This is a genomic window from Streptomyces shenzhenensis (assembly GCF_021462265.1).
GTDB classification, from domain to species: Bacteria; Actinomycetota; Actinomycetes; order Streptomycetales; family Streptomycetaceae; genus Streptomyces; species Streptomyces shenzhenensis.
Window position 1 is genome coordinate 62847 of record NZ_JAJONF010000028.1, and the last position, 20524, is coordinate 83370.

A 20524-nucleotide genomic window follows, 5' to 3' on the forward strand; every position below is an offset into this window, starting at 1 on the left:
GTCTCAGGACGTGAGACAACCGTCACGTCCCGTCAGCCGGCCCCGGCGGCACCGTCCATGACGCGCCGCGTACGGCGCGGTCCCGCCCCCTCACGCTCCCCGGCCAGGGGCGGCACCGCGGCCTCCGCGGCCTTCGCGGCACCTCTACGCTGACCTCATGGTCAATCTGACGCGCATCTACACCAGGACCGGCGACCAGGGCACCACCGCCCTCGGGGACATGAGCCGGGTCGCCAAGACGGATCTGCGGATCTCGGCGTACGCGGACGCCAACGAGGCGAACGCGGTGATCGGGGCGGCGATCGCGCTGGGCCGGCTGGAGGAGGAGGTCGTCAAGGTGCTCACCCGGGTGCAGAACGACCTCTTCGACGTCGGTGCGGACCTGTCCACACCGGTGGTGGAGAACCCGCAGTTCCCGCCGCTGCGGGTCGAGCAGTTCTACATCGACAAGCTGGAGGCGGACTGCGACCGCTTCAACGAGCGGCTGGAGAATCTCCGCTCCTTCATCCTCCCGGGCGGCACCCCGGGCGCGGCCCTGCTCCACCAGGCCTGCACGGTCGTTCGGCGCGCCGAGCGCTCGACGTGGGCGGCGCTGGAGGTCCACGCCGACACGATGAACCCCCTGACCGCGACCTACCTCAACAGGCTGTCGGACCTGCTGTTCATTCTGGCCCGCACGGCCAACAAGGAAGCCGGGGACGTGCTGTGGGTGCCCGGCGGGGAGCGGTAACAACCCGCTGCGGCAAGGGAGTCGGGGAGCTGACGGACGTATACAGAGTGGTCCAGACCTATTGACCCATGGTCCAGACCTTTCTATTCTCGCGGCACCATGGGCATGAAGGCTCAGTCATGCCCACGTCACCCCCGATCAAGAGGGAGGCGCAGCATGCGCTTCAGACACAGAGCCGCGGCGGGGTTCGCGACCCTGTTGCTCCCCCTGGCCGGTCTGGTCGGCCTCGCGAGCCCGGCCCAGGCCGCGACGACGGCGACCGCGACCTACACCAAGACCCAGGACTGGGGTACCGGCTTCGGCGGCCAGTGGACCGTCAAGAACACCGGCACCGCCGCCATCAGTTCCTGGACCGTCGAATGGGACTTCCCCTCCGGCACCTCGGTCACCTCCGCGTGGGACGCGGACGTCACCTCCTCCGGCACCCACTGGACCGCCAAGAACAAGTCCTACAACGGCTCCCTGGCCCCCGGCGCCTCCGTCTCCTTCGGCTTCAACGGCGCCGGCTCGGGATCGCCCAGCAACTGCTCCCTCAACGGGGCCAGTTGTGACGGCGGCGGCACCGTCCCCGGGGACTCGGCGCCCTCCGCTCCCGGCACCCCGACCGCGTCCGGCATCACGGACACCTCGGTCAAGCTCTCCTGGTCCGCGGCCACCGACGACAACGGCGTCAAGAACTACGACGTCCTGCGCGACGGCAGGGTGGTCTCCACGGTGACCGCCACCTCGTACACCGACTCGGGGCTCACGGCCGGCACCGACTACTCCTACACCGTCCAGGCCCGCGACACCGCGGACCAGACCGGGCCGGTCAGCGGCGCGGTCGCGGTGCACACCACCGGCGGTACGACCACTCCCCCGCCCACCGGCTCCAAGGTCAGGCTCGGCTACTTCACCGAGTGGGGCATCTACGGCCGCAACTACCAGGTCAAGAACCTGGTGACGTCCGGTTCCGCGGCGAAGATCACGCACATCAACTACGCCTTCGGCAACGTCACCAACGGCCAGTGCGCGATCGGCGACGCCTACGCGGACTACCAGAAGACGTTCACCGCCGACCAGTCGGTCAGCGGTGTCGCCGACACCTGGGACCAGCCGCTGGCCGGCAACTTCAACCAGCTGCGCGAGCTGAAGGCCAAGTACCCGAACCTCAAGATCCTGTGGTCCTTCGGCGGCTGGACCTGGTCCGGCGGCTTCGCGCAGGCGGCGGCCAATCCGACCGCGTTCGCGGACTCCTGCTACAACCTGGTCAAGGACCCGCGCTGGGCCGATGTCTTCGACGGCATCGACATCGACTGGGAGTACCCGAACGCCTGCGGGCTGAGCTGTGACACCAGCGGCTCGGCGGCCTTCAAGAACCTGATGGCCGCGCTGCGCGCCAAGTTCGGCTCCTCCGCCCTGGTCACCGCGGCCACCACGGCCGACGGCTCCGCCGGCGGCAAGATCGACGCCACCGACTACGCGGGCGCCTCCCAGTACGTCGACTGGTACAACGTGATGTCGTACGACTTCTTCGGCGCCTGGGCGACCACCGGCCCGACGGCCCCGCACTCCCCGCTCACCTCGTACTCGGGCATCCCGACCGCCGGCTTCGACACGGCCGACGCGATGGCCAAGTTCAAGGCGCAGGGCGTACCGGCGAGCAAGCTGCTGATCGGGATCGGGTTCTACGGGCGCGGCTGGACCGGTGTGACGCAGGACGCGCCGGGCGGCACGGCCACCGGGGCGGCGACCGGAACGTACGAACAGGGCATCGAGGACTACAAGGTCCTCAAGACGTCCTGTCCGGTCACCGGCACCGTCGCGGGGACCGCGTACGCGCACTGCGGCACCAACTGGTGGTCGTACGACACCCCGTCGACGATCGCCGGGAAGATGAGCTGGGCCAAGTCCCAGGGGCTCGGGGGCGCGTTCTTCTGGGAGTTCAGCGGTGACACCAGCGACGGTGAGCTGGTGAGTGCCATCAACTCCGGCATGAGCTGACCCTTCGCCCCACCCACCCCCACCGCGTCGCGGGCGGCCGCCTGGCCGCCCGCGACAGCGCGTTGCAGGCCCCGCACGCCCTCGCGCGCCCCCCGCGTGCGCGGCGACGGGACGTTCGGCCCCCGCCGCGGTCCGGTCGGCCGCTGAGAGACGCCCGCTGACCGGGAAGAATCGTCGTCTCAGCCGAACACCGAGCACGTCCTTCGGGGGAAGAAATGAAGCGCCACAGGTCCCACACACCGCACCCGCCCGCCCGGTCCACGGGAACCGGAGGTCCAGGCTCCTCGCGGGCGACCTCCCTCGGAGTGTTCACCGGGGCAGCACTCGCGGCCCTGCTGGCCGCACTGCCTGTCGACGTGACGGTGACGTTGGGCGACTCCGCGGCCCGTCCCGTCGTGGTGGACGGTCAGGCCGAGGTCACCAACCCGATATGCCAGGCACACTGAACCTCCCCGGACCGCGTACGGGGCACCCTGTCCAACGGACAGAAGATCAGGCCACATTCACCCTCCCCCAGACTTCGTCCGGGGGCACCCCCACCCAACGGGCAGGGAATCAGGCGACATTGACCCTCCCCCAGACTCCGTCCGGGGGCACCCCCACCCAACGGGCAAGGAATCAGGCGACATTCACCCGTTGCCCGGGCGGCGCCGCCTCCAGCCATGCGAGGAAACCGGTCAGGGCATCGTCACTCATGGCGAGTTCGAGGCGGGTGCCGCGGTGGGTGCAGGCGAGGATGACGGCGTCGGAGAGCAGGGCGAGTTCCTCCTCGCCCTCGGGCAGGCGGCGGCCGGCCACCTCGATCCGGTCGCGTTCCAGGACCCGGCGGGGGCGGTAGGCGTAGGAGAAGACGCGGTACCACTCGACGCTGTCGCCGTTGTAGCGGGCGACGCCGTAGCTCCAGCCCTTGCCGCTGGTGTCCGTCTTCTCGGGGACCTCCCAGCGCAGGGAACAGTCGAAGGTGCCGCCGGAGCGCTGGATCAGTCTGCGGCGCAGACCGAAGAGGAAGAGTCCCACCACCAGCAGCGCGACCACGATTCCGGCCACAGTCAGAGCGAGGACCATCGGCACCGACCTCCCCGTCTCCTAGGTAATGGAACGTAAAAAGACCCAGATCTACCTCAGCCGCGGCTGGGACCGGAGTGGCTCCGGCCCCAGCCGCGGCTGGGTTACGTCAACGCATACGCGCAGTGTGTCAGCGCGCGGTCGCCGCCCGCAGACGGACGTCGGCGCGCCGCTCGGCGGTGGCGTCGCCCGCCGCCTTCGCGCGCTCCAGCTCCCGCTCCTCGCGCTGGACGTCGATCTCGTCCGACAGCTCGGCGGTCTCGGCGAGCAGCGAGAGCTTGTTGTCCGCGAACGAGATGAAACCGCCGTGCACCGCGGCGACGACCGTTCCACCATCACTCGTACGGATGGTCACCGGGCCCGACTCCAGCACACCGAGCAGCGGCTGGTGACCGGGCATGACGCCGATGTCGCCGGACGTGGTGCGCGCGACGACCAGGGTGGCCTCGCCGGACCAGACCTGGCGGTCGGCGGCGACCAGCTCGACGTGCAGCTCAGCAGCCAAGGGTGGCTCCTCGGGTCACCACCCGGCAGGGGCGCCGGGTGTTGGGGTCAATTCTAGTAGGCGTGCGTGAGGGGGCGGGACGCGCCCGCCCCCTCACACGAAGAACTCAATGAGTCCGCAAGAACTCACGGTGTTCAGGAGACGCCCAGCTCCTTGGCGTTGGCCTTGAGGTCCTCGATGCCACCGCACAGGAAGAACGCCTGCTCCGGGAAGTGGTCGTACTCGCCGTCGATGATCGCGTTGAACGCGGCGATCGACTCGTCCAGCGGGACGTCCGACCCGTCGACGCCGGTGAACTGCTTGGCGACGTGGGTGTTCTGGGACAGGAAGCGCTCCACGCGACGGGCACGGTGGACGGTGAGCTTGTCCTCCTCGCCCAGCTCGTCGATACCGAGGATCGCGATGATGTCCTGGAGGTCCTTGTACTTCTGGAGGACCGTCTTCACGCGCATGGCGGTGTTGTAGTGGTCCGCCGCGATGTAGCGCGGGTCCAGGATCCGGGACGTGGAGTCCAGCGGGTCCACGGCCGGGTAGATGCCCTTCTCCGAGATCGGACGGGAGAGCACCGTCGTCGCGTCGAGGTGGGCGAAGGTGGTGGCCGGGGCCGGGTCGGTCAGGTCGTCCGCGGGGACGTAGATCGCCTGCATCGAGGTGATCGAGTGACCGCGGGTCGAGGTGATGCGCTCCTGGAGGAGACCCATCTCGTCGGCCAGGTTCGGCTGGTAGCCCACCGCGGAGGGCATCCGGCCGAGCAGGGTCGACACCTCGGAACCGGCCTGCGTGAAGCGGAAGATGTTGTCGATGAAGAACAGCACGTCCTGCTTCTGCACATCGCGGAAGTACTCCGCCATGGTCAGACCCGCCAGGGCCACGCGCAGACGGGTGCCCGGGGGCTCGTCCATCTGACCGAAGACCAGGGCGGTCTTGTCGATGACGCCCGAGTCGGCCATCTCCTCGATGAGGTCGTTGCCCTCACGGGTGCGCTCACCGACACCGGCGAACACGGAGACACCGTCGTGGTTGTTGGCGACGCGGTAGATCATCTCCTGGATGAGCACCGTCTTGCCGACGCCGGCACCGCCGAACAGACCGATCTTGCCACCCTTGACGTACGGGGTGAGCAGGTCGATGACCTTGACGCCGGTCTCGAACATCTCGGTCTTCGACTCGAGCTCGTCGAAGTTGGGGGCCTTGCGGTGGATGGACCAGCGCTCGCCCTCGTACTGCTCGTCGACGTTCAGCACCTCACCGAGGGTGTTGAACACCTTGCCCTTGGTGAAGTCGCCCACCGGGACGGTGATGCCGTCGCCGGTGTCGGTGACCGGGGCCTGGCGGACCAGACCGTCGGTGGGCTGCATGGAGATGGTGCGGACCAGGCCGTCACCCAGGTGCTGGGCGACCTCCAGGGTCAGCGTCTTCTTCTCGCCGGCGTTGGCCGGGTCGGCCACCTCGACGTGAAGGGCGTTGTAGATTTCCGGCATCGCGTCGACGGGGAACTCCACGTCGACGACCGGGCCGATGACCCGGGCGACGCGGCCCGTGGCCGTCGCGGTCTCAACAGTGGTGGTCATTAGCGGTCACTCCCCGCGGTCGCGTCGGCCAGGGCGCTGGCGCCACCGACGATCTCGCTGATTTCCTGGGTGATTTCGGCCTGGCGGGCCGCGTTGGCAAGCCGGGAGAGCGTGTTGATCAGCTCGCCCGCGTTGTCGGTGGCCGACTTCATCGCACGCCGCGTGGCAGCGTGCTTCGAAGCCGCCGACTGGAGCAGCGCGTTGTAGATACGGCTCTCCACGTAGCGCGGCAGCAGGGCGTCGAGGACGTCCTCCGCCGAGGGCTCGAAGTCGTACAGCGGGAGGATCTCGTCGCCCTTGGCGGCGCCCTCCTCCGCGACCTCGTCGAGGCTGAGCGGCAGCAGCCGGTCGCCGAGCGCCGTCTGCGTCATCATCGACACGAACTCGGTGAAGACGATGTGGAGTTCGTCCACCCCGCCGTCTGCCGTCTCCGTCTCGATGGCCTCGATCAGCGGCGCCGCGACCTTCTTGGCGTCCGCGTACGAGGGCTCGTCGGTGAAGCCCGACCACGACTCCACGACCTTGCGCTCGCGGAAGTTATAGTGGGCCAGACCGCGGCGGCCGACGATGTACGTGTCGACCTCCTTGCCCTCCGTCACAAGGCGCGCCGTCAGCTGCTCGGCGGCCTTGATGGCGTTGGAGTTGAAGGCGCCGGCCAGACCGCGGTCGCTCGTGAGGAGCAGCACCGCGGCACGGACCGGGTTCTCCGCCTCCGTGGTGAGCGGGTGCTTGGTGTTCGACCCGGTACCGACCGCCGTGACCGCGCGGGTGAGCTCGGTCGCGTACGGCGCGGAGGCCCGCACCTTGCGCTGCGCCTTGACGACACGCGAGGCGGCGATCATCTCCATCGCCTTGGTGATCTTCTTGGTCGCGGTGACGGATCGGATGCGACGCTTGTAGACCCGGAGCTGGGCTCCCATGAGTCAGGTCCCTTCCTTACGTCACTTGGCCGCGGCCGGGGCGTCCTCGCCGAGAAGCTTGCCGTCCGAGGTCTCGAACTGCTTCTTGAACTCGGCGATCGCGTCGGCAACAGCGGTGAGGGTGTCGTCCGACATCTTGCCGCCCTCCTTGATGGAGGTCATGAGGCCCTGCTCCTTGCGGTGCAGGTACTCAAGGAGCTCCTTCTCGAAGCGGCGGATGTCGGCGACCGGGACGTCGTCCATCTTGCCGGTGGTACCGGCCCACACGGAGACGACCTGGTCCTCGGTCGGCATCGGCTGGTACTGAGCCTGCTTGAGCAGCTCGACCAGTCGCTGACCACGCTCCAGCTGCGACTTCGACGCGGCGTCCAGGTCGGAACCGAAGGCGGCGAACGCCTCCAGCTCGCGGTACTGGGCGAGGTCCAGACGCAGTCGGCCGGAGACCTGCTTCATCGCCTTGTGCTGCGCGGAACCACCGACTCGGGAGACGGAGATACCGACGTTCAGCGCAGGGCGCTGACCGGCGTTGAAGAGGTCCGACTCCAGGAAGCACTGGCCGTCGGTGATGGAGATGACGTTGGTCGGGATGAACGCCGAGACGTCGTTGGCCTTGGTCTCGACGATCGGCAGACCGGTCATCGAACCGGCACCCATGTCGTCGGAGAGCTTGGCGCAGCGCTCCAGCAGACGGGAGTGCAGGTAGAAGACGTCACCCGGGTAGGCCTCACGGCCCGGCGGGCGGCGCAGCAGCAGCGACACGGCGCGGTAGGCGTCGGCCTGCTTCGAGAGGTCGTCGAAGATGATGAGGACGTGCTTGCCGTCGTACATCCAGTGCTGGCCGATGGCCGAGCCGGTGTACGGCGCCAGGTACTTGAAGCCGGCCGGGTCGGACGCCGGGGCGGCGACGATGGTCGTGTACTCCAGCGCGCCGGCCTCTTCCAGGGCGCCACGCACGGAGGCGATGGTCGAGCCCTTCTGGCCGATGGCGACGTAGACGCAGCGGACCTGCTTGTTCGGGTCGCCCGAGCGCCAGTTGTCGCGCTGGTTGATGATCGTGTCGACGGCCAGGGCGGTCTTGCCGGTCTGGCGGTCACCGATGATCAGCTGGCGCTGGCCGCGGCCGACCGGGGTCATCGCGTCGACGGCCTTGTAGCCGGTCTCCATCGGCTCGTGCACCGACTTACGGGCCATGACGCCCGGAGCCTGCAGCTCCAGGGCGCGGCGGCCGGACGTCTCGATCTCGCCGAGGCCGTCGATCGGGTTGCCGAGCGGGTCGACGACGCGGCCGAGGTAGCCCTCGCCGACCGCGACGGAGAGGACCTCACCGGTGCGCTGCACCGGCTGACCCTCCTCGATGCCGCTGAACTCACCGAGGACGATGGCACCGATCTCGCGCTCTTCCAGGTTGAGCGCGAGGCCGAGGGTGCCGTCCTCGAACTTCAGCAGTTCGTTGGCCATGGCCGAGGGCAGGCCCTCGACCTTCGCGATGCCGTCGCCGGCAAGGGTGACCGTACCGACCTCCTCGCGCGAGGCCGCGTCCGGCTTGTACGACTGGACGAAGTTCTCCAGCGCGTCCCGGATCTCCTCCGGCCGGATCGTGAGCTCCGCCATCTGGGTTCCCTGCTCTCCTTGTTGGGCCCGAAGTTTCACTTGGGGGGTCTGGGGGCGACCCCCAGGATTCTTCTTGTACGGCCCAACCAGGGCCGTCGTGAGTACGTACTGCTCTTCTCGTGTACCGGGGGGCTAGCTCGCCATACGGCGGGCCGCGTCCTCCAGCCGGTCCGCGATGGAACCGTTGATGACCTCGTCACCGACCTGCACCCGGATCCCGCCGACGACCTCGGGGTCGACGTCGAGGTTGAGGTGCATCGTGCGGCCGTACAGCTTCGCGAGGGCGGCGCCCAGGCGCTGCTTCTGCGGTTCGCTGAGCGGTACCGCCGAGGTGACGACGGCGACGACGCGGTTGCGGCGCTCCGCGGCCAGCTTGGACAGGGCCTCCAGCCCCGCTTCCAGGCTACGTCCCCGCGGCGCGGTCACAAGGCGCGTCACCAGACGCTCGGTGACCGGCTTGGCACGGCCGCCGAGCAGCCGGTGCAGCAGCTCGGTCTTGGCCGCGGTGCCCGCCTTGCGGTCGGTGAGCGCGGCGCGCAGCTCGGTGTTCGAGGAGATGATCCGGCCGAACCGGAACAGCTCGTCCTCGGCGTCGTCCAGGGCGCCGGACTTCTCCGCGGCCGTGAGGTCGGCGGTGCTCGCCAGCTCCTCCAGCGCGTCCACCAGGTCGCGGGGCTGCGACCAGCGGGAGCGGACCAGGCCGGACACCACGTCGGCGGTCGCCTCGGAGACCTGCCCGCCGATCAGGCGCCGGACCAGCTCGGCCTTGGCCTCGCCGGACTGCGCCGGGTCGGTGAGGACCCGGCGCAGGCCTCCCTCGCGGTCGAGCAGCGCGGTGACGGCCGCCAGCTCGTCGGCGAGCCGCGTCGCGTCCGCGGACGTGGAGTCCGTCAGCGCGTCGAGACGCTCACGTGCGGCTGCCAGTGCCCCGCGGCTCGCTCCGTGCGCTGTCATCGAGCCGCCTCGGCCTTCTCCTCAAGCTCGTCGAGGAAGCGGTCGATCACGCGGCTCTGACGGGCGTGGTCCTCCAGGGACTCACCGACGAGCTTGCCGGCCAGGTCGGTGGCCAGCTGGCCGACGTCCTGACGGAGCGCCTGCGCGGCGGACTTGCGGTCGGCCTCGATCTGCGCGTGACCGGCGGCGACGATCTCCTCGCGCTGCCGCTGGCCCTCGGCGCGCATCTCGGCGATGAGCGTGGCGCCCTGCTCCTGAGCCTCCTGGCGCAGGCGCGCGGCCTCGTGCCGGGCCTCGGCCAGCTGCGCCTTGTACTGCTCAAGGACGCTCTGGGCCTCGGTCTGCGCGGCCTCGGCCTTCTCGATACCGCCCTCGATCGCCTCGCGGCGCTGCTCCAGAACCTTGTTGATGTTCGGAAGGAGCTTCTTGGCGAGGAAGCCGAAGACGATGACGAAGGCGATGAGGCCGATGACGAGCTCTGGAACCGGCGGGACGAGAGGGTTTTCGGGCTTCTCCGCCGCCAGCTGAACCAAGAGGCTCATATCAGTGCCTTTCGTCTAATGGTGCGCGACGGTCGGGTCAGGAGGTCGGGTAGACGAACGGCATGACCAGACCGATCAGGGCGAGCGCCTCACAGAAGGCGAAGCCCAGGATCTGGTTGGCGCGGATGAGGCCGGCGGCCTCGGGCTGACGGGCGAGCGCCTGCGTGCCGTTGCCGAAGATGATGCCGATGCCGACGCCCGGGCCGATCGCGGCGAGGCCGTAGCCGATCGAGCCGAGGTTGCCCTTGATCTGGGTGGCGGCGAGGGTGGCCTGCGCAAGAGCGGACATGCCGGTTCTTCCTTCTCTTTCAATGACCGGTGGGGGTTGGCCACCGGATGACTGGGTGAGTGGTCAGGTTGGCGCTCAGTGGTGCTCGGCGAGCGCGCCCTGGATGTAGCTGCAGGTCAGCAGTACGAAGACGTAAGCCTGGACAGCCTGGATGAAGAGCTCGAAGGCGGTCATCACGAGAACCATGACGAACGAGACACCGGAGTAGGCGATGCCGATGCCGTTCAGCATGTACCAGCTGGCGATCGTGAAGAGCAGCAGCAGGGTGTGACCGGCGAACATGTTCGCGAAGAGTCGCACGGCGTGCGTGAACGGGCGGACGATGAGGTTCGAGAAGAACTCGATCGTCATCGACAGCGGCAGGACCGCGCCGAGCGTCTTGTCGTAGCCGGTGACGTTCTTGAAGAAGCCGACGAAACCCTGGCGCTTGAAGGTGAGCGCGACCCACGTGATGTAGACGATGGCGGCCAGCGCCGCGGGGTACGAGATGATCGCGGTGACCGGGAACTGGGCGACCGGGATGATCGACCAGAGGTTCATCATCCAGATGAAGAAGAACAGCGAGACGACGAACGGAACGTACTTCTCGCCTTCCTTCTTGCCGATGGTCTCGTAGACGACGCCGCGCCGGACGAAGTCGTAGCCGGTCTCGGCGATCATCTGGAGCTTGCCCGGGACGACCTTCGGCTTGGCGAAGGCGGCCCAGAAGAAGCCCACGATGACGATCGAACCGAGCAGCGCCAGCAGCATCGTCTTGTTGAAGTACAGGTTGCTGTCCGCGTCGCCGAAGAGCGGCTTGAACAGGAACGAGTGGAGGCCCGGAGCCGGGAAGCCACACCCGTCGAACAGGTGACAGCTCGTGTCGAAAGCGAGCGTCTGCGTCGGGTCAGCACTCACCGCGGGCTCCTTCATCGTGGCGCATGGGTACGGCAACCTCGTTGTGTCGGCGCGGCGCAGGGCCGCGGTTCGGCACGGGACTGGTGTTACGGATGTGGGGGCGGCTGGGGGGCATCTCGCCTCGCGATTGAACAGGCGTCAGCTCAGATGCCCGCGCCCGCGATGCCGCAGTTGGCACCGGACGATAGCAGCATCTCTCCTGCGCCTTTATCCCGGCCCTACCTCTCACGACGCATGCCCGGTCTTCTCGGTCTCGCCGGCCTTGCCGGGTTCGACGTAGAGAATCTTGGCCTTCAGGTGGGCGCGGGTCTGCGCGACGATCCAGGTGAGCGTGGCGACCACGAGCGTGATGGCGAAGGCCCGCGGGTTGAACAGCGTCGTGTTCTTGAAGACGGCCATGAAGACGATCAGCAGCAGCAACTGCGCCGCGTAGAGCATCAGGCCCATCATCTGGAACAGCTGGGGAAACGACTTGGCGGTGCGTTGCAGGACGTAGAGACCGATCCCCATGAAGAGGATCACGATCACCGTCCCGACGACCGCCCCGATGGCCCCCTTGCCGCCCGCGACCACCCCGCCGACGACGGCGGCGAGCACGCCGACGGCGGCCGTGGGTACGGCGGCCTGGGCCAGGTTCCGGGCGTCATTGGACGGCATGGCGGCAACTCCGCTTTCAAGGGGGGCAGGTGTCGTCATGGACGAGCGTAGTCCCGGTCGGAGGGTCGAAGACCTCACGCTGACGGACCGTCGCAGTCGGGTCCTTCGACTCTGTCCGGGGTTCTCGTGAACCGTATCACAAACTATTTGATGAGGTCTTTACCTGGTAGGTGTGCTTGCTGTCACACATGAGAGTGACTCTGCGCGTCTGAGCGATAACCAGGCCGTTGTGTCTGGTATTGGGGGGCTTTGGTCCCCCACGACTTGGCAATGCTCTAGTCAGATTCTTACCTTGGCAGGGTCAGCGGGAGGTCTCGGAAGTGCGCCGGTCCAGGATGCGGGAACGGGCGCTGAGGGCGGTCGAGCCGTTGACCGAGGTCCTGCTCACGCCGTTCACCGGGGCCGCTCCGGTGGTCACCGGGGAGCGGTGCTCGTCGCACGGCTTCTCCGGTTCCTCCGTCTCCTCCGGCTCGTCGAAGGCCTCCGCCTCCGACGTCGCCGCCGCCGGTTCGACGGCCGCCGCGGCGGTCCCCCGGCGCCGGTAGCGCGGCGGCACGAAGGCCTGCGCCCACATCGGGGCGCGCGGCGTGAACCGCGGCAGCAGGAGCAGCCCCAGGCCGACCGCGCTGAGGATCGCCACACCGAGCACGATCCACATGGAGGCCGAGTTCACCGAGTAGGCCAGCGTGCCGAAGCCGATCAGCGCCGACCAGAAGTACATGATCAGCACGGCCCGGCTGTGCGAGTGGCCGATCTCCAGGAGCCGGTGGTGCAGGTGCCCGCGGTCCGCCGCGAACGGCGACTGGCCCCGCCAGGTGCGCCGCACGATCGCCAGGACCAGGTCGGCGGCCGGCACCGCGATGATGGTCAGCGGCAGGAGCAGCGGGATGTAGACCGGCACCGTCTGGTGCACGGCGTTGCGCTCGGACCCGGCGAACAGGTTCATCACGTCCGGGTCGACCTGACCGGTGATCGAGATCGCGCCCGCGGCCAGCACCAGCCCGATCAGCATCGAGCCCGAGTCACCCATGAAGATCCGCGCCGGATGGATGTTGTGCGGCAGGAAGCCCAGGCACATGCCCATCAGGATCGCCGCGAACAGCGTCGCCGGGGCGGCGGCCTCGATGCCGTACGAGTACCAGATGCGGTAGGCGTACAGGAAGAACGCCGCGGCCGCGATGCACACCATGCCGGAGGCCAGACCGTCCAGGCCGTCGACGAAGTTCACCGCGTTGATCGTGATGACGACCAGAGCGACCGTCAGCAGCGTGCCCTGCCACGGGGTCAGGGCCACGTTGCCGACACCCGGGACGGGCAGCCACAGGATCGTCAGACCCTGCATGACCATGACGCCGGCGGCGATCATCTGACCGCCCAGTTTGATCAGCGCGTCGATCTCGAACTTGTCGTCGAGCACACCGATCAGCCAGATCAGCGCCGCGCCGGAGAGCAGCGCCCGCGGCTCGTTCGACTTGGCGAAGACCTCGTTGAGGTTGGACATGTGGTCGGCGACCAGCAGCCCGGCGCACAGGCCGAAGAACATCGCGATCCCGCCGAGCCGCGGAGTGGGTTCCCGGTGCACGTCACGCGCCCGGATCTCCGGCATGGCCCCTGCCACGATCGCGAACTTCCGCACCGGCCCTGTCAGCAGGTACGTCACCGCGGCCGTGATGCAGAGCGTCAGCAGGTATTCACGCACAGGCTTCCCCACATGTCTCGCTGGCCATCACAGCCCCACACCCTAGCGAGGGACGCATATGTATGGGGACTTCCGGGTAGCGACGATGGTTGCACGTGCGGCTGTGAGCCGGGCGTACAACGCCGGCACGACGCTGCGCCTACCCCGTCTCAGTGGGGATACGGCGGAAATCTACCGGTGAGCTCCCGCACCTCCTCACGCGCCCTCCCCACGTCTGTGACACCGCTCACCACGCCCGCCAGCAACACCGCGATTCGGGTCATCTCCGCCTCGCCCATGCCCTGCGTGGTCACGGCGGCTGTGCCCAGCCGCAGGCCCCGGGAGTCGCCGTGCGGCAGGGCACAGCAGTCCAGCACGATCCCGGCGGCCGCGAGCCGCCCCCGGGCGACCCGGCCGTCGGCCCCGAGCGGCGCGGTGTCGGCGGTGATCAGATGCGTGTCGGTGCCCCCGGTCGTGACGACCAGCCCCTCCTGCGCCAGCCCGGCCGCCAGCGCCCTCGCGTTGGCGACCACCTGGTGGGCGTACGCGGTGAACGCCGGTGCCGCCGCCTCCCCGAACGCGACCGCCTTCGCGGCGATGGTGTGCATCTGCGCGCCGGCCTGGGTGAACGGGAACACCGCGCGGTCGAGCCGCTCGGCGAGCTCCGGCGCACCGCACAGCAGCATCCCGCCGCGCGGCCCGCGCAGCACCTTGTGCGTGGTCGCGCACACGACGTCGGCGTACGGCACCGGGTTCGGCGCGGCGCCGCCGGCGACCAGCCCGATGGGATGCGCCGCGTCGGCGATCAGGTAGGCGCCCACCTCGTCGGCGACCTCGCGGAAGAAGGCGTAGTCGATGTGGCGTGGATAGGCGATGGACCCGCACACGATCGCCTTGGGCCGGTGGCTGCGGGCCAGCGCCCGCACCTGGTCGTGGTCGATGAGCCCGCTCTCGGCGTCCACCCCGTACCCGACGAAGTCGAACCAGCGGCCGGAGAAGTTGGCCGGCGAGCCGTGCGTGAGATGACCGCCGTAGGGCAGCCCCAGGGCGAGCACGGTGTCCCCGGGGCGCAGCAGCGCGGCGTACGCGGCCAGCACGGCGGACGAGCCGGAATGGGGCTGCACATTGGCGTGCGCGGCGCCGAACAGGGCCTTGGCCCGGTCGACGGCGAGCCGCTCGGCGACGTCCACGAGCTCGCAGCCGCCGTGGTACCGGGCGCCCGGATACCCCTCGGCGTACTTGTTGGCGAGCGCCGAGCCCAGCGCCGCCAGCACGGCCGGCGAGGTGAAGTTCTCGGCGGCGATCAGCTGCAACGACGTCGACTGCCGCGCCAGCTCCCCCAGCAGGACCTCGGCCAGCTCCGGATCCTGCCGCCGCAGCAGATCGCCCTCGACGAGGGCGGAGGTGACCGACATGAGGGACTCCGGGCGGTCGACGGTGACGTATGACCAATGTAGGCCCGGTATGGGGCGGATGCGCGGTTTGTGCGTACGACCGTGGTGGCGGGTGTCGCCGCCGGAGGGGAGGTTGCGGAGGGTCGCGCGACCGCGGGAGCGTGGGGGTGTCGCCGCCGGAGGGGTGGTTGCGGAGGGTCGCGCGACCGCGGGGGCGTGGGGGTTGCTCCCGCAGCTCCCCGCGCCCCTTACGGGGCGCTTCGCCCCCGCCCCCGCCGTGGGCAGGCGTTCCGCAGGGCTATGGGGGTCCCCCCGCGCGAGCGAAGCCGAGCGTGGGGGAGGGTGGGCACGGCCTGCAGTGCCGGGTGCCGGTGTGAGGAACGCCGACAGCAGGGGGTTACATCCGCGCCGGCACCCCGGTGAGCGCCGTGACCACCGGGTCCAGCGCCTCGTGTATCTCGTCCCCGATCGACTGGAAGAACGGCAGCGGGGCCCCGTACGGGTCGTAGACCTCGTCCGCCTCCGCCGTAGGCGCCAGCAGCCACCCCCGCAGCGCCGCCGCGGCCCGCACCAGCGCACGCGCGCGGACCACCACGCCGTCCGAGAGCGGCGGCAGCGTCGCCGGGTCTATCGCGCGGACCAGCCGGGTGAACTCCTTCAGCGTGAAGGTGCGCAGACCCGCCGAGTGCCCCATGGAGATGACCTGGGCGCGGTGGTCACGGGTGGCGGTCAGGACCAGGTCGGCCCGGATCACATGCTCGTCGAGCAGTTCGCGGCCCACGAAGCCGGAGGCGTCCGCGCCGAATTCGGCCAGCACGGCCTCCGCGTTGGCTTCCATGGGCGCGCCCTCGTGGCCCCAGGTGCCCGCGCTCTCCACGACCAGCCCGCCGCCCAGGAAGGCGCCGAGCCGGTCCGTCACGAGATGGCGGGTCAGCCGCTCGGTGATCGGCGAGCGGCACACGTTGCCGGTGCTGACGTGGAGGATGCGGAAACTGTCACGAGGCAGCCCCACGAACGTCGTCGTGATCTCCGCCGCGCTTTCCCCGTTGCCTATGCCACGCCCCGCGTCAGGGGCTGTCAATTCGCCACCTCGAGGTCGGGTACGACCTTCCGCAGCTCCTCCGCCGAGATCGCGCCCGCGCGCAGCAGCAACGGAACTTCGCGGGTGACGTCGACGATCGACGAGGGCACGTTGGCGGGGGTCGGACCGCCGTCGAGGTACACGGAGACGGAGTCGCCGAGCATCTCCTGCGCGGCGTCACAGGTCTCCGGGGCCGGGTGTCCGGTGAGGTTGGCGGAGGAGACGGCCATCGGGCCGACCTCGGTGAGCAGTTCGATGGCGACGGGGTGCAGGGGCATCCGGACGGCCACCGTGCCCCTGGTGTCCCCCAGGTCCCACTGCAGGGACGGCTGGTGCTTGGCGACCAGCGTGAGGGCGCCCGGCCAGAACGCGTCGACCAGTTCCCAGGCCAGCTCGGAGAAGTCGGTGACGAGACCGTGGAGCGTGTTCGGGGACCCGATGAGCACAGGGGTGGGCATGTTGCGGCCCCGGCCCTTGGCCTCCAGGAGGTCGGCGACCGCCTCCGAGGTGAACGCGTCGGCGCCGACGCCGTAGACCGTGTCGGTCGGCAGCACCACCAGTTCGCCCCGGCGGACGGCGGACGCGGCCTCGCGCAGACCCGTCACGCGGTCGGTCGCGTCGTTGGTGTCGTATCGCCGTGCCATGTCTAGCGGGCCTCCTCGTACACGTAACTCTGGAGTTCGGAAAACACTGCCTGCGGGGTGCTCACGGCAGCGCCTTGCGGGCGGTCGCGAAGCGGGGGCGGTTGTTGAGGTCCGGGTGGTCGGCCGCGTCGGCCCAGCCCCGCTCCTCGGTGAAGATCCACGGCACCTGGCCGCCCTGGGTGTCGGCGTGCTCGATGACGACGACGCCGCCGGGGCGCAGCAGCCGGTGCGCGGTGCGCTCGATGCCCCGGATCAGGTCGAGGCCGTCCTCTCCGGAGAACAGGGCCAGCTCCGGGTCGTAGTCGCGGGCCTCGGGGGCGACGTACTCCCACTCGGTGAGCGGGATGTACGGAGGGTTGGAGATGACCAGGTCGACATGGCCGTCGAGGTCGTGGAAGGCCTCCAGGGCGTCTCCCTGGCGCAGGTCGACCCGGGAGCCCGCCATGTTCTTGCGGGTCCACTGGAGCGCCTCCTCGGACAGCTCCACGGCGTGTACGCGCGAGCGCGGGACCTCCTGGGCGAGGGCGAGCGCGATGGCGCCGGAGCCGGTGCACAGGTCGACGATGCAGGGCTCGACCACGTCCATGGCGCGCACGGCGTCTATGGCCCAGCCGACGACGGACTCGGTCTCGGGGCGCGGCACGAACACGCCAGGCCCCACCTGGAGTTCGAGGTACCGGAAGTACGCCCGCCCGGTGATGTGCTGGAGCGGCTCGCGCTGCTCCCGGCGGGCGATGACCTCCCAGTAACGGGCGTCGAAGTCGGAGTCCTTGACGGAGTGCAGCGCGCCCCGCTTCACGCCGTGCACGAACGCGGCGAGTTCCTCCGCGTCGGTGCGCGGCGAGGGCACGCCGGCGTCGGCCAGCCGCTGGGTGGCCTGGGCCACCTCGGCGAGCAGCAGGTTCACGCTGGTCCTCCGTGTCGTCACTCGTACATACGTGCGTGCGTACGTGCCTTACGCGGCCGCGAGCTTGGCGGCCGAGTCCGCGTCGACGCAGGCCTGGATCACCGCGTCGAGGTCGCCGTCCAGGACCTGGTCCAGGTTGTACGCCTTGAAGCCCACGCGGTGGTCCGAAATGCGATTCTCCGGGAAGTTGTACGTGCGGATCTTCTCGGAGCGGTCGACGGTGCGAACCTGGCTGCGACGGGCGTCGGCGGCCTCCTTCTCCGCCTCCTCCTGCGCCGCGGCAAGCAGCCTGGAGCGCAGGATACGCAGCGCCTGCTCCTTGTTCTGCAGCTGGCTCTTCTCGTTCTGGCAGGAGGCGACGACTCCGGTCGGCAGGTGCGTGATGCGCACCGCGGAGTCGGTGGTGTTGACGGACTGCCCGCCGGGACCGGAGGACCGGTAGACGTCGATCCGGAGATCGTTCGGGTTGATCTCGACGTCGACCTCCTCCGCCTCCGGCGTGACGAGCACACCGGCCGCGGACGTGTGGATACGGCCCTGGGACTCGGTCGCCGGCACGCGCTGCACGCGGTGCACACCGCCCTCGTACTTCAGCCGCGCCCAGACACCCTGCCCGGGCTCGGTGGCGCCCTGCCCGCCCTTGGTCTTCACGGCGACCTGGACGTCCTTGTAGCCGCCCAGTTCGGACTCGGTGGCGTCGATGATCTCGGTCTTCCAGCCGACGCGCTCGGCGTAGCGCAGGTACATGCGCAGCAGGTCGCCCGCGAACAGTGCCGACTCGTCGCCGCCGGCCCCCGCCTTGATCTCCAGGATGACGTCCTTGTCGTCGGACGGGTCCCGGGGCACGAGCAGCATCCGCAGCTTCTCGGTGAGCTCGTCGCGCTGCTTGTCCAGCTCCTTGGCCTCGGCGGCGAAGTCCGGGTCGTCGGCGGCCAGTTCACGCGCGGTCTCGATGTCGTCGCCGGTCTGCTTCCAGGAGCGGTACGTGGCGACGATCGGGGTGAGCTCGGCGTAGCGCTTGTTCAGCTTGCGCGCGTTGGCCTGGTCGGCGTGGACCGACGGGTCGGCGAGCTTCTTCTCCAGGTCTGCGTGCTCGACGACGAGTTCCTCGACGGCCTCGAACATTTTTGACTCCTGATACTGCTGCGGCGTGCGGAAGGGAAGGCGGGCGACCAAAAACGCCGGTCCCGGGCACACCCCTCACGGGGGCGTGGCCGTGGACCGGCGAAATGGAGCTCGCTACTTCTTGGAGCCGGCGGCAGCCTTGCCGAAGCGGGCCTCGAAGCGGGCCACACGGCCACCGGTGTCGAGGATCTTCTGCTTGCCCGTGTAGAACGGGTGGCACTCGGAGCAGACCTCGGCGCGGATGGTGCCGCTGGTGATCGTGCTACGGGTGGTGAACGACGCGCCACAGGTGCAGCTGACCTGCGTCTCGACGTACTCGGGGTGGATCTCGCGCTTCAAGGTGTCTCCTAGGTATCGGGAGGGCACCGGGTCGCCTTCGCGGGCTTGCGGGGCGTGAACCGGGGCCGACGTATCAGTCTGCCAGGACTGACCGCATCCCCCAAAACCGGGGGGCTTCGATCTTTATTCCGGGGCGTGGGGGGAGGCGGCGCCTAGGGGGGTGCCACGATTTCGTCGTGCGCGGGTGCCGGCCGTCGTGGGTTGTTCGCCCAGTTCCCCGCGCACCTTTCAGGGGCGTCAGCCGTAGCTCCCCTTCAGGAGCGCGGGGCTGTATCGATGTGCGGCTCCGCCGCGTGGGCGCCACCAGCCCCCACCCACCCGCACCCGGACTACGACGTCACGACCCCCTTGGCCTGCCCCGTCGCCGTCCCCTTCGTCGCGCCGGCCGGGATCGGCCGGTCGTTCTTCAGGGCCGTCCAGACCAGCTTGGCCTTCGCCTCGGCCACGATCACCCGGTTCGGGTTCGACGGGTCGTACTCGACCGGCATCGTGACCATGCGCATGTTCTTGGAGCTGATGGACTTCAGGCCGTCCGCGAACCCGGTCAGGGAGCCGACCGAGCCGAGGTCGGAGTCGGTGGTGATCGTCTTCGTCCCGGTGTCGGCGAGGTCGTACAGCTTCTTCGGGCTGGTGAGGACGCCCACCTGGTCGACCTGCTTGACGAGGGCCTTGACGAACGCCTGCTGGAGCTGGATGCGGCCCAGGTCGGAGCCGTCGCCGACGCCGTGCCGGGTGCGCACGAGGCCGAGGGCCTGCCTGCCGTTCAGCTTGTGGGTGCCGGCCTTGAGGTCGAGGTGGCTCTCCCGGTCCTCGATCGCCTTCGTCGTGGTGACCTCGACCCCGCCGAGCTCGTCGATGAGCTTCCGGAAGCCGGAGAAGTCGACCTCCAGGTAGTGGTCCATCCGGATGCCGGTGACCGACTCGACGGTCTTGACCGCACAGGCCGCGCCGCCCGTGGAGTACGCGGAGTTGAACATCACGCCGCTCGCCGCGGGGTGGGTGGTGCCCTTCGCGTCGGTGCAGGAGGGGCGGTCGATCAGGGTGTCCCGGGGGACGGAGACCACGGCGGCCTTCTGGTGGCCCTTGTACACGTGGATGATCATCGCCGTGTCGGAGCGGGCACTGCCGTCGTCCGCGCCGCCGCCGAGCTCCTTGTTGGCGCCCGCGCGGGTGTCCGAGCCGAGGACCAGGATGTTCTCGGAGCCGTTGTCCACCTTGGCGGGCCGGTCGCCGCCGAGCGCCTGGTTGATGTCGACGGTCCTGAGGTTGCCGTTGAGCTTGAAGTACAGGTAGCCGACGCCGGTGCCGCCGAGGACGAGGATGCCGACGGCCGTCCAGGCCGTGACGAGGGCCGCCCTGTGGCCCGCCCCGCGGGGCCCGCGGCGGCGGGCTGCCTTCGTACCGGGCCCGGGTATGCCAGGACCTGGCGTGCTCTCGGCGGACATGGGCTCCCCTGTTCTCCTACGACTGCTCGCGTACCCCCTGCTTTCAGGGTCAGGCCCGGCGTACCAGGATCATCGGTGTGTACCGGACCATCGTCGCTCCGCCTGGTCAGACGGCGAAACCCGGGAAAGGGTTGCACAACGCGGTGTGCCCACCGCGTAGCGCGATGGGCACACCTTGTCACCGGGC

21 protein-coding genes are annotated in these 20524 nt (G+C 69.3%); 3 read left to right on the forward strand and 18 right to left on the reverse strand.

All coding sequences use genetic code 11. From position 1 onward, the window contains the following. Window positions 1–157: 157 nt before the first annotated feature. From LQ326_RS30315 to LQ326_RS30325, 3 genes are all read left to right on the forward strand, one after another. Window positions 158–730, forward strand: a complete 573-nt coding sequence (locus tag LQ326_RS30315) for a cob(I)yrinic acid a,c-diamide adenosyltransferase (RefSeq protein ID WP_234542236.1) — start codon at window positions 158–160, stop codon at window positions 728–730. A gap of 156 nt (window positions 731–886) precedes the next feature. Further along, on the forward strand, window positions 887–2713 hold the full coding sequence (locus LQ326_RS30320) for a glycosyl hydrolase family 18 protein (protein ID WP_234542237.1): 1827 nt from the start codon (window positions 887–889) through the stop codon (window positions 2711–2713). A 305-nt stretch (window positions 2714–3018) separates the two neighbouring features. Beyond that, on the forward strand, window positions 3019–3159 hold the full coding sequence (locus LQ326_RS30325) for a hypothetical protein (protein ID WP_234542238.1): 141 nt from the start codon (window positions 3019–3021) through the stop codon (window positions 3157–3159). 172 nt (window positions 3160–3331) lie between these two features. Here the strand turns inward: LQ326_RS30325 and LQ326_RS30330 are convergent, their stop codons facing one another. The 18 genes from LQ326_RS30330 to LQ326_RS30415 form a co-directional block, all read right to left on the reverse strand. Continuing rightward, on the reverse strand, window positions 3332–3778 hold the full coding sequence (locus tag LQ326_RS30330) for a DUF2550 domain-containing protein (protein ID WP_234542239.1): 447 nt from the start codon (window positions 3776–3778) through the stop codon (window positions 3332–3334). Between the two features lie 130 nt (window positions 3779–3908). Beyond that, a complete protein-coding gene (locus LQ326_RS30335) occupies window positions 3909–4283 on the reverse strand; it encodes a F0F1 ATP synthase subunit epsilon (RefSeq protein WP_189268499.1) in 375 nt (124 codons plus the stop codon). Window positions 4284–4417: 134 nt separating this feature from the next. Beyond that, window positions 4418–5854, reverse strand: a complete 1437-nt coding sequence (gene atpD / locus LQ326_RS30340; RefSeq protein ID WP_234542240.1) for a F0F1 ATP synthase subunit beta — start codon at window positions 5852–5854, stop codon at window positions 4418–4420. Next, window positions 5854–6774 carry a F0F1 ATP synthase subunit gamma gene (locus LQ326_RS30345; RefSeq protein WP_234542241.1) on the reverse strand — a complete coding sequence of 307 codons (921 nt, stop codon included), beginning with the start codon at window positions 6772–6774 and terminating at the stop codon, window positions 5854–5856. Before LQ326_RS30345 ends, atpD begins: the two co-directional genes overlap by 1 nt. Window positions 6775–6795: 21 nt before the next feature. Further along, window positions 6796–8385 (reverse strand): F0F1 ATP synthase subunit alpha, encoded by a 1590-nt coding sequence (atpA, locus tag LQ326_RS30350; protein ID WP_234542242.1) that lies wholly within the window; start codon window positions 8383–8385, stop codon window positions 6796–6798. A 132-nt stretch (window positions 8386–8517) separates the two neighbouring features. Further along, complete coding sequence (locus LQ326_RS30355) at window positions 8518–9339, reverse strand: F0F1 ATP synthase subunit delta (RefSeq protein WP_234542243.1); 822 nt, start codon at window positions 9337–9339, stop codon at window positions 8518–8520. Continuing rightward, window positions 9336–9881, reverse strand: a complete 546-nt coding sequence (locus tag LQ326_RS30360; protein ID WP_234542244.1) for a F0F1 ATP synthase subunit B — start codon at window positions 9879–9881, stop codon at window positions 9336–9338. The genes LQ326_RS30355 and LQ326_RS30360 overlap by 4 nt, the downstream gene beginning before the upstream one ends. A 37-nt stretch (window positions 9882–9918) precedes the next feature. Next, on the reverse strand, window positions 9919–10170 hold the full coding sequence (atpE, locus tag LQ326_RS30365) for an ATP synthase F0 subunit C (RefSeq protein WP_093499060.1): 252 nt from the start codon (window positions 10168–10170) through the stop codon (window positions 9919–9921). 75 nt (window positions 10171–10245) lie between these two features. Then, a complete protein-coding gene (atpB, locus tag LQ326_RS30370; protein WP_181805890.1) occupies window positions 10246–11082 on the reverse strand; it encodes a F0F1 ATP synthase subunit A in 837 nt (278 codons plus the stop codon). Between the two features lie 210 nt (window positions 11083–11292). Continuing rightward, window positions 11293–11724, reverse strand: coding sequence for a Cg1360 family ATP-synthase-associated protein (locus LQ326_RS30375; protein ID WP_234542245.1), 432 nt, complete (start codon window positions 11722–11724; stop codon window positions 11293–11295). A gap of 301 nt (window positions 11725–12025) precedes the next feature. Further along, on the reverse strand, window positions 12026–13423 hold the full coding sequence (locus LQ326_RS30380; protein ID WP_234542246.1) for an MraY family glycosyltransferase: 1398 nt from the start codon (window positions 13421–13423) through the stop codon (window positions 12026–12028). 149 nt (window positions 13424–13572) lie between these two features. Then, window positions 13573–14817 carry a serine hydroxymethyltransferase gene (gene glyA / locus LQ326_RS30385; protein WP_234542247.1) on the reverse strand — a complete coding sequence of 415 codons (1245 nt, stop codon included), beginning with the start codon at window positions 14815–14817 and terminating at the stop codon, window positions 13573–13575. Between the two features lie 376 nt (window positions 14818–15193). Continuing rightward, complete coding sequence (locus tag LQ326_RS30390) at window positions 15194–15877, reverse strand: arsenate reductase/protein-tyrosine-phosphatase family protein (RefSeq protein WP_181805128.1); 684 nt, start codon at window positions 15875–15877, stop codon at window positions 15194–15196. Further along, window positions 15874–16521 (reverse strand): L-threonylcarbamoyladenylate synthase, encoded by a 648-nt coding sequence (locus LQ326_RS30395; RefSeq protein ID WP_234542248.1) that lies wholly within the window; start codon window positions 16519–16521, stop codon window positions 15874–15876. The genes LQ326_RS30390 and LQ326_RS30395 overlap by 4 nt, the downstream gene beginning before the upstream one ends. A 61-nt stretch (window positions 16522–16582) precedes the next feature. Continuing rightward, the gene (gene prmC, locus LQ326_RS30400) at window positions 16583–17428 is read right to left on the reverse strand and encodes a peptide chain release factor N(5)-glutamine methyltransferase (protein ID WP_234542249.1); all 846 of its coding nucleotides are present in this window, start codon (window positions 17426–17428) and stop codon (window positions 16583–16585) included. Window positions 17429–17476: 48 nt separating this feature from the next. After that, a complete protein-coding gene (gene prfA, locus LQ326_RS30405; RefSeq protein ID WP_234542250.1) occupies window positions 17477–18553 on the reverse strand; it encodes a peptide chain release factor 1 in 1077 nt (358 codons plus the stop codon). Window positions 18554–18667: 114 nt separating this feature from the next. Continuing rightward, window positions 18668–18892, reverse strand: a complete 225-nt coding sequence (gene rpmE, locus LQ326_RS30410; protein WP_030049623.1) for a 50S ribosomal protein L31 — start codon at window positions 18890–18892, stop codon at window positions 18668–18670. A 329-nt stretch (window positions 18893–19221) separates the two neighbouring features. Beyond that, entirely contained in the window at window positions 19222–20337 is a 1116-nt protein-coding gene (locus LQ326_RS30415; protein ID WP_234542251.1) for an LCP family protein, read from the reverse strand. Window positions 20338–20524: the final 187 nt, after the last annotated feature.

Excerpts from the sequence above, each read along its gene's own strand:
- LQ326_RS30315 (WP_234542236.1), top strand. The coding sequence starts at position 158 with ATGGTCAATCTGACGCGCATCTACACCAGGACCGGCGACCAGGGCACC.
- LQ326_RS30320 (WP_234542237.1), top strand. The coding sequence starts at position 887 with ATGCGCTTCAGACACAGAGCCGCGGCGGGGTTCGCGACCCTGTTGCTC.
- LQ326_RS30330 (WP_234542239.1), bottom strand. The coding sequence starts at position 3,778 with ATGGTCCTCGCTCTGACTGTGGCCGGAATCGTGGTCGCGCTGCTGGTG.
- atpD (WP_234542240.1), bottom strand. The coding sequence starts at position 5,854 with ATGACCACCACTGTTGAGACCGCGACGGCCACGGGCCGCGTCGCCCGG.
- LQ326_RS30345 (WP_234542241.1), bottom strand. The coding sequence starts at position 6,774 with ATGGGAGCCCAGCTCCGGGTCTACAAGCGTCGCATCCGATCCGTCACC.
- atpA (WP_234542242.1), bottom strand. The coding sequence starts at position 8,385 with ATGGCGGAGCTCACGATCCGGCCGGAGGAGATCCGGGACGCGCTGGAG.
- LQ326_RS30355 (WP_234542243.1), bottom strand. The coding sequence starts at position 9,339 with ATGACAGCGCACGGAGCGAGCCGCGGGGCACTGGCAGCCGCACGTGAG.
- LQ326_RS30360 (WP_234542244.1), bottom strand. The coding sequence starts at position 9,881 with ATGAGCCTCTTGGTTCAGCTGGCGGCGGAGAAGCCCGAAAACCCTCTC.
- atpE (WP_093499060.1), bottom strand. The coding sequence starts at position 10,170 with ATGTCCGCTCTTGCGCAGGCCACCCTCGCCGCCACCCAGATCAAGGGC.
- atpB (WP_181805890.1), bottom strand. The coding sequence starts at position 11,082 with ATGAAGGAGCCCGCGGTGAGTGCTGACCCGACGCAGACGCTCGCTTTC.
- LQ326_RS30375 (WP_234542245.1), bottom strand. The coding sequence starts at position 11,724 with ATGCCGTCCAATGACGCCCGGAACCTGGCCCAGGCCGCCGTACCCACG.
- glyA (WP_234542247.1), bottom strand. The coding sequence starts at position 14,817 with ATGTCGGTCACCTCCGCCCTCGTCGAGGGCGATCTGCTGCGGCGGCAG.
- LQ326_RS30395 (WP_234542248.1), bottom strand. The coding sequence starts at position 16,521 with ATGGCACGGCGATACGACACCAACGACGCGACCGACCGCGTGACGGGT.
- prfA (WP_234542250.1), bottom strand. The coding sequence starts at position 18,553 with ATGTTCGAGGCCGTCGAGGAACTCGTCGTCGAGCACGCAGACCTGGAG.
- LQ326_RS30415 (WP_234542251.1), bottom strand. The coding sequence starts at position 20,337 with ATGTCCGCCGAGAGCACGCCAGGTCCTGGCATACCCGGGCCCGGTACG.